The sequence below is a fragment of the Streptomyces sp. DvalAA-14 genome (genome assembly GCF_900091855.1).
In the GTDB taxonomy this organism is placed as follows: Bacteria; Actinomycetota; Actinomycetes; order Streptomycetales; family Streptomycetaceae; genus Actinacidiphila.
Genome location: NZ_FMCH01000370.1, coordinates 1 through 6,520, shown reverse-complemented (window position 1 = coordinate 6,520; position 6,520 = coordinate 1). Strand labels below are relative to the sequence as shown.

The 6,520-nt window shown below is 73.5% G+C and carries 5 protein-coding genes and 1 pseudogene; 4 read left to right on the top strand and 2 right to left on the bottom strand.

All coding sequences use genetic code 11. The features are described from left to right. Together GA0115240_RS36970 and moeZ are read left to right on the top strand one after the other, a co-directional pair. Window positions 1–318 (top strand): spherulation-specific family 4 protein (locus tag GA0115240_RS36970; RefSeq protein ID WP_218087432.1); only part of this gene is annotated, 318 nt, incomplete at its 5' end. A gap of 173 nt (window positions 319–491) precedes the next feature. Next, a complete protein-coding gene (moeZ, locus tag GA0115240_RS19155) occupies window positions 492–1,670 on the top strand; it encodes an adenylyltransferase/sulfurtransferase MoeZ (protein ID WP_093737902.1) in 1,179 nt (392 codons plus the stop codon). Between the two features lie 143 nt (window positions 1,671–1,813). Here moeZ and GA0115240_RS39305 read toward each other — a convergent pair whose 3' ends face one another. After that, window positions 1,814–2,578: a lysylphosphatidylglycerol synthase transmembrane domain-containing protein gene (locus GA0115240_RS39305; protein WP_370673352.1), complete on the bottom strand. Its 765-nt coding sequence runs from the start codon at window positions 2,576–2,578 to the stop codon at window positions 1,814–1,816. Then, window positions 2,488–4,833 (bottom strand): TIGR00374 family protein, encoded by a 2,346-nt coding sequence (locus GA0115240_RS39300; RefSeq protein WP_370673351.1) that lies wholly within the window; start codon window positions 4,831–4,833, stop codon window positions 2,488–2,490. Before GA0115240_RS39300 ends, GA0115240_RS39305 begins: the two co-directional genes overlap by 91 nt. A gap of 80 nt (window positions 4,834–4,913) precedes the next feature. Between GA0115240_RS39300 and GA0115240_RS19145 the strand changes: the two genes are divergently transcribed. Further along, window positions 4,914–5,315 (top strand): MGMT family protein, encoded by a 402-nt coding sequence (locus tag GA0115240_RS19145; protein ID WP_093737901.1) that lies wholly within the window; start codon window positions 4,914–4,916, stop codon window positions 5,313–5,315. A 148-nt stretch (window positions 5,316–5,463) separates the two neighbouring features. After that, window positions 5,464–6,520 (top strand): annotated as a pseudogene (locus tag GA0115240_RS19140) (UvrD-helicase domain-containing protein); the annotation flags it as partial.

Genomic DNA, 6,520 nt, shown 5'->3' with positions numbered 1-6,520 from the left:
GTGCTGGCCCCCGGCTCCCATCCCCACCCGGGCTACGCGGAGTTCGCCGACCAGCTCGTCACCTTCACCGGCCCGTGGAGCCGTTACCGCTGGTCGGAGGCGCCGGAGTGGACCGCCGCCCACCCGCCGTCCCGCTTCGCCCACCTCGTGCACAGCCTGCCCGCGAACCACCTCGACACCGCGCTGCGGATCGCCCGCTGGCAGGGCGCCGGCACCGTCTGCCTGACCGACCGCAGCGACCGGGGAGGCGTCGAACCGTGGGAAGGACTGCCCGGATACTGGAACGAGGCGGTGCGCAAGATCCGCCGGAAGGGATAGCCGGCCGCGGTCGCCCAGCATGCGGGCCGGACGTGTCTCGGTCCTCGGACCAGGGGTCTTGGAATGAAGGACGGCGTGGCAGTGTTGTGAGTCAGCGTGTATGGGTGGGGTCTCACCCGTGCGCACCCGTACGTGTCGTCTGATGACCGACCAACCGTATTGTTGAGGTCTCTGTGTCGCTGCCACCCCTGGTCGAGCCGGCCGCCGAGCTCACCGTTGACGAGGTCCGCAGGTATTCGCGTCACCTGATCATCCCCGATGTGGGCATGGACGGGCAGAAGCGGCTGAAGAACGCCAAGGTGCTGGTCGTCGGCGCCGGCGGCCTCGGCTCGCCCGCCCTGATGTACCTGGCCGCGGCGGGCGTCGGCACGCTCGGCATCGTCGAGTTCGACGAGGTCGACGAGTCGAACCTGCAGCGCCAGATCATCCACAGCCAGGCCGACATCGGCCGCTCCAAGGCCGAGTCCGCCCGGGACACCGTCCGGGGCATCAATCCCTACGTGAACGTGGTCCTCCACGAACTGCGGCTCGAAGCCGACAACGTGATGGAGATCTTCGCCCCCTACGACCTGATCATCGACGGCACCGACAACTTCGCGACCCGCTACCTGGTCAACGACGCCTGTGTGCTGCTGAACAAGCCGTACGTCTGGGGGTCGATCTACCGTTTCGACGGCCAGGCGTCGGTCTTCTGGTCCGAGCACGGCCCCTGCTACCGCTGCCTCTACCCGGAGCCCCCGCCCCCCGGCATGGTCCCCTCCTGCGCCGAGGGCGGCGTCCTCGGCGTGCTGTGCGCGTCCATCGGCTCCATCCAGGTCAACGAGGGCATCAAGCTGCTGACCGGTATCGGTGAACCGCTGCTCGGCCGGCTGATGATCTACGACGCCCTGGAGATGACCTACCGCCAGGTCAAGGTCCGCAAGGACCCCAACTGCGCGGTCTGCGGCGAGAACCCGACGGTCACCGAGCTCATCGACTACGAGGCCTTCTGCGGCGTCGTCTCCGAGGAGGCCCAGGAGGCCGCGCTCGGCTCCACGATCACTCCCAAGCAGCTCAAGGAGTGGATCGACGACGACGAGAACATCGAGATCATCGATGTCCGCGAGCCGAACGAGTACGAGATCGTGTCCATCCCGGGCGCCCGGCTCATCCCGAAGAACGAGTTCATCATGGGCTCCGCCCTCGAACACCTCCCGCAGGACAAGCGGATCGTGCTGCACTGCAAGACCGGTGTGCGCAGCGCGGAAGTCCTCGCCATCTTGAAGTCCGCGGGCTTCTCCGACGCGGTGCACGTCGGTGGCGGCGTCATCGGCTGGGTCAACACCGTCGAGCCGGAGAAGCCGGTCTACTAGACCGAACGGACGCCTGCGGCTCAGCAGCGGCAGGTAAAGCGGCGCCAGGTAAGGGGCGGCACCCACGGGGTGCCGCCCCTTACGCCTGCCCCGCCGCCCCGCCGCCGTCGCCCCGGCCGCCGGGCCGCCGCCCACGGCCCCCCTTACAGCTCCCCCTTGCGCGTCATCCGGGTGAAGAACAGCCAGCCCGGGAACACCGGCAGCCAGAAGGTCAGCAGCCGGAAGAAGAGCACCGCCGGGGTGGCCACCTCCTTGGGCAGGCCGGCCGCGATCAGACCGCCGGTGAGCGCGAGTTCGACCGCGCCGACACCGCCGGGGGTGGGGGCCGCCGAGCCCAGCGCGTTGCCGGCCAGGAAGACCACCGCGATGGCGGCGAAGCTGAGGTGGCCCCCGAAGGCGCGGACGCTGCCGTCCAGGCAGATCACGAAGAAGACCGTCAGCATCAGGGTGCCGCCGATCCCGGTGAGCAGCTTGGCCGGCCGCTGGAGCACATCCAGCATGCGCGGCACCACCCCGGCGAACAGCGCCCGCACCCGGGTCGAGACGAACTTGCGCAGCACCGGCACCGCGGTGACGACCAGCACCAGCACCCCCGCGGTCAGCAGCCCCGCCATCACGGTGCGGGACGGCGACAGCGACGGCGTCTTCTCGGTGCCCGTGATGAAGCCGAAGATCGCCAGCAGCAGGATGTGGGCGCCCAGCCCCACCAACTGGGACGCGCCGACACTGGCCACCGCGAGCCCGGGCCGTACGCCCGCCTTCTGCAGGTACCGGGTGTTCAGCGCCACCCCGCCGACCGCGGCCGGCGCCACCAGCTTCACGAACGAGCCCGCGATCTGTGCCTGCACCGTGTGCAGCAGCGACAGCCGCTCCGGTACGAAACCGGACAGCGCGCCGGCCGCGGCCACATAGCTGGCCGCGCCCCGAGGAAGGCGACCACCGCCCAGCGCCAGTCGGCGTGCAGGATTGCATGGCCGATCGGCACCGAGCTGAGCTGCGACAGCAGGAAGTACGCGGCGAAGGCGCCGGCGATCACCGTGATGAGCGTGCGGGGCCGGATCCGCTCCAGCCGCACCGGCTCGACCGGGGCCTGCGGGCGGATCAGCAGCACCTGCTGGCGGATCCGGCCCAGCAGGTCGTCCTCGCGGACCTCCTCCAGCGCGTCCTCTATCGCCCGCTTCTCGGCCTTGTCCTCGGCCTTCCGCTTCGCCTTGGACCGCCCCTGGACCAGGCCGGCTTCCTCGCGGTCCCGCCCGTCGTGGGCCCGTTTGTGCTCGCGCGCCTCCCGCCCGACCGCGGACGCGGCCAGCACCGCCTCCCGCTCGCGCTGCGCCCGGGCCCTGGCCAGGACCTTCAGCCGGCCCCGGGTGGCCCGGCTCAGCGCGATCGGCTGGAGCAGCGGCAGCGAGGCCGCCACCGCGTCCGGGCCGAGGACGGCCAGCGCCGAGGCCACCGCCCGCTCGGGGCCGACCCGCAGCGCCAGTGTGGTCAGCAGTTGCGCGATGTCCATCCGCAGAACGATGTCGCCGGACGCGATCTCCCCGCCGCGCAGCTCGGTCAGGAACACCCGGCCGGCCCGGTCCACCAGCAGCGACTCGCCGACCAGCCGCCGGTGGGCGATCCGCCGCGACTGGAGCGAGCGCACCTGCGTCCACGCCTCGCGCATCAGCGCGTCGGTGATCTCCTCGTCGGCGAGCGCGTCCAGCCGCCGGCCGCCGATGTGCTCGTAGACCAGCATCACCGCGTCCGGGCCGAGCTCGGAGGTGGCGATCAGTTTGGGCGCGTTGGCGCCGGCCGCGATCGCCGCGTACGCCAGCAGCGCCTCCTGCTCCAGCGCCTGCCGCAGCGACAGCAGGCTGCGGCGCTGGGTGATGCCGCCCACCAGGGACAGCCGTCGCCAGGCCCGGTAGAAGAAGCCGTGCGCCTGCCGCTCGCGGTCCACCACGGTGACGTCCAGCGGCGGCCCGTCCTCCAGGGTGACCAGATAGGCCCGGCCCCGGTCGGAGTCGGCGTCCTCCGGGGCCGCCTCCAGCACCCGGCGCGCGGTCAGCGGCGCGAAGCCGACCCGGCGCAGACCGGCCAGCAGGTTCTGGCCGGTGGGCCGGACGTTCGGCGAGCCGACCGCGTAGACCGTGCCGTAGGCGACCGTCCAGCCGATCAGCACGGTCAGCGCGATCGAGAAGGGCGTGGTGTAGCCGCCGACCAGCACCGCGAACGCGTCCAGCAGCAGCACCAGCCACAGCGCCACCCGCCAGCGCGGGCGCCGGGCCATCCCGACCGCGGTGACATAGGCGATGACCGGCGCGAGGTAGCCGTGCACCGGGTCGGTCATGCCGATGCCGGACGGCGCGTTGTGGGACAGCGCCTCCCGGATCGCGTGCGGCGCGTGGTCGCTCACCCACAAGTCGGTGGCCAGCGCGGACCCGTGCGCCAGCACGGCGGCGAGCACGCCGTCGGCGATCCGCAGGCCGTCGCGCTTGATCAGCCGGTCGACGGCGAAGGCGATCGGGACGATCAGGACGGCGACGCTCGCCGCCAGGCCGGCCACCGAGGACACCGCGTCCGGGGCGTGCGAGGCGCCCTTGGAGATGTCGGTCTCCAGGCCCGTGGTGGTGGCGTGCGCGAACCAGGCGATCGCCAGCACCACCGCGATGCCGAGCAGGCCGAAGCAGAAGCGGACCAGGTCCGCGGGGCGGTGCACCCGCGCGGCCAGCAGCGGCTCGTCGCGGGAGACCGCGGCGCGGGTGGCGCCGGCCTCGCCCTCGGCCGCGTCCTCGCAGGATTCCTCGTCGTGGTCCGGCGGCACACCCGCGTCGATGACCGGCTCGGCCTCGGTGGGGTCCTCCCGGTGTGACCCGGACGGGGGAGGGACGGTCTCAGCGGGGGTCGCCCGGGAGGGGCCGGCCGGCGGCCGGACGGGGTCGCCGGTCGTCTCGCGGTGGGAGCCGGTCGGGGTGGACCCGTAGCCGGGGGCGGGTCCCGGCCCGGCCCCGTAGCGGGGCCGCGGACTGCCCCGGCCCGCGGGACCGGCCGGGCCCGCGGGCTCCCCGGAGCCGTCCGACCCGTTACCGGACGGGGGCAGCGCTGCCTGGGCGCGGGAGACCTCTCCGGCCTCCCCAGCGCCCTGCTTGTCCCCCGTTGTCTCTTCTTGATCTCGTATCACCAGTCACCGCCCGGACGATGGTGGCACGAGCGATGAGCGGTTGGCACCGGAACCCCCCGGTGTCGGCGGTCTGGGGCAGGATGGGCGGGATGAGCGAGGAGTACGACCCGGGGGCGCCCACCGAATACGCCGAACGCGTGCTCGACACGGTGGACCTGATCCCGCCGGGCAAGGTCATGACCTACGGCGATGTGGCGGAGTGGCTCGGCGAGGCCGGCCCGCGCCAGGTCGGCCGCGTCCTGGCGCGCTACGGCGGCGGGGTGCCGTGGTGGCGCGTGGTGCGCTCCGACGGGGTGCTGCTGTCCGGCCACGAGCTGCGCGCCCTGGACGCCTACCGGGCCGAGGGGACCCCGCTGAAGGAGTCCGGCCCGGCGAGCGAGGGCCACCTGCCCAAGGTGGACCTGCGCCGGGCCCGCTGGGACGGGCAGGCACCCGGCGGCGCCGCGGCCGCGCGGGACGGCCGCGGCAGCGGGGACGGGTGACGGCCGGAAGCTCATGTCATCCAGCTTCCGCCATCCGAGGGGCTGACAGGACTTTCGCCGCCCGTCCGGAGTACATTGCCCGACCACCACGAAACCGGCTGATCACGTGAACCCCTCTCCTCCGTCCGCTGCCGCCCCGGCCGTCGCCCTGCCCGACCTGTCGGGTACGCCGTATGTGACGAACCCGGGCGTCGGAGGCTACCGGCTGGTGCGCGCGGCGGTGGCGCCCGCCGCGCCCCCTGTGCTGGACGCGGCCCAGCGGGCGGTGGTTGAGCACCGCGGCGGCCCGCTGCTGGTGCTGGGCGGCCCCGGCACCGGCAAGACCAGCACGCTGGTGGAGGCGGTGGCCGCCCGGGTGCGGGCCGGCACCGCGCCCGAGCGGATCCTCGTCCTGACCTTCCACCGCAAGGCGGCGCTCGCGCTGCGCGACCGGATCGCCGCCCGGCTCGGCGCCCATGACCCGGCCGGCCCCGGCGGCCCGCTCCCGGCGGCGCCGCAGACCGCCACCTTCCACTCGTTCTGCTACGGCCTGCTGCGCGCCCACCAGCCCGCCGAGCGCTACGCGGAGCCGGTCCGGCTGCTGTCGGGTCCCGAGCAGGACCTGCTGGTCCGCGAACTGCTCGCCGGGCAGATCACCCTGGCCCGCGACGGCCGCGCCCATGTGCGCTGGCCGGACGAGCTGCGGGCGGCCCTGACCACCCGGGGATTCGCCGACGAGGTGCGGGCGGTGCTGGCCCGCAGCCGCGAACTCGGCCTGGCGCCCGAGACGCTGCGGGCCGCGGCCCGCCGGATCGGCCGCCCCGACTGGGGAGCCGCGGCGGACTTCCTCGCGGAGTATCTGGACGTCACCGATCTGCAGGGGGTCATCGACTACAGCGAGCTGGTCCAGCGCGCGGTCCGCCTGGTGCGGCGCCCCGAGGTGCACGCCGAGCTGTCCGGCCGCTACGACGCGGTGTACGTGGACGAGTACCAGGACACCGATGTGGCGCAGGTCCGGCTGCTGCGGGCGCTGGCCGGCGGCGGCAGGACGCTGGTCGCCTTCGGTGATCCTGACCAGTCCGTCTACGCCTTCCGCGGCGCCGACGTCAACGGCATCCTCGACTTCCCCGAGCGCTTCCCCGGCTCGGCGGCCGGCCCGCCGGGGTCACGGTCCTCACCGGCTCCCACCGCGCCGCCGCCCCGCTGCTGGCCGCCACCCGCCGGCT

Coding starts and splice junctions, on each gene's coding strand:
- GA0115240_RS19145 (WP_093737901.1), top strand. CDS start 4,914: ATGGGCGGGATGAGCGAGGAGTACGACCCGGGGGCGCCCACCGAATAC.